Raw genomic sequence first — 1,152 nt, 5'->3', positions numbered from 1 at the left:
TTCCTTGTCAGACATAGTGATCAGCATCTCGATTCATATCCAGTCCATGATGTTGATGCGCATCATAGACCAGACATTTTTATTGGTGAGAATACAGACACTTTAAATGGTTTCTAACAAAATCACTTCGTATAATGTAGCCGTGATTATGTTACTTGCGCTTCACATTGCTACAAATAAAAAGCCCATTGGTAAATCTCTCCAGTGGGCTTTTTATTTGTCAATGTTGCTAGGATCGCAGAGGGCAGAGAAGTGCATTTAACATCAATCCGCATTATACGACATCGGTCTATGCGAGTGACGGAGGGAGGAGGGACGTTCGACCGACGGATTGAGCATTGATCGGTGTCTTTTTGAGCGTTTTTGAGGAGGCACACTACTGTCTAATAGTGTGCCTGACTGCGGAAAGTTTTTTGCAATTCGCTCTATGAGCTATATATAACGGAGCTTAATAGTGTGCCTGACTGCGGAAAGTTTTTTGCAATTCGCTCTATGAGCTATATATAACGGAGCTTTCAGACTTAATGAGACTGTTTCGCATTTATACATTTATTTTGCTATAACTTTTACTTGTCCACTTGTTGTTAATTCAGTTTCATTTATACATTGTTCTAAAATAATATGTACAAGCTCACTTTCCTTGATTGGCATTAAATTCCTATTAATCAATAGTTTATTAAGTTCAATGCATTTTTTTCTAAGCATTTCTTGCTCTTTATCGTTTAGCCTAACTGTAATTGCCATTTTTTAACCAATCTGTATTCATCTAACATGTTGTCAATACTACTTGTATACATGTAATTTGTGCTTGATATTCATGTGTACATGTATTAAATTCTCATCAATGTTATTTGTATACATGTTTAAAATGCTTGATTTTCTCCGTTTAGCGATTCCAATCATTCCTACGCATGTGCGTAGCTTTGATAATCACCATCAATTTAATGGTGATATTCGCGATTATGGAGTTCCAGCAGCAACTCGACATGTAAGTAAGACAGATGACGGGCAGACCATAACAGGGGACTTGTATCACTACTGTCCCATAGTTTGCTTTAAATAAAAAAACCTGAGTCTAAATAGTTAAAATATGAGTGCAAACAAACACTTTAACTATAAAGGACTCAGGTTTTGTCACATCAGAATACCGTA

1 protein-coding gene and 1 pseudogene are annotated in these 1,152 nt (G+C 36.4%); one reads left to right on the top strand and one right to left on the bottom strand.

The features are described 5' to 3' along the window. Positions 1–549: 549 nt before the first annotated feature. Positions 550–744, bottom strand: coding sequence for a hypothetical protein (locus ACE01R_RS17795; RefSeq protein ID WP_395552805.1), 195 nt, complete (start codon positions 742–744; stop codon positions 550–552). 124 nt (positions 745–868) lie between these two features. On the opposite strand from ACE01R_RS17795, the pseudogene ACE01R_RS17790 reads away from it, so the two are divergent. Then, positions 869–1,036, top strand: a pseudogene (locus ACE01R_RS17790) (replication protein); the annotation flags it as partial. Positions 1,037–1,152 lie beyond the last annotated feature (116 nt).

This window comes from Acinetobacter sp. BSP-28 (assembly GCF_044130285.1).
Classification (GTDB): Bacteria; Pseudomonadota; Gammaproteobacteria; order Pseudomonadales; family Moraxellaceae; genus Acinetobacter.
The sequence above is the reverse complement of the archived record's forward strand: the minus strand, read 5'-3'. Positions and strand labels throughout refer to the sequence as shown.

What these genes read in the sequence shown, in the direction of transcription:
- ACE01R_RS17795 (WP_395552805.1), bottom strand. Translation starts at nt 744, where the DNA reads ATGGCAATTACAGTTAGGCTAAACGATAAAGAGCAAGAAATGCTTAGA.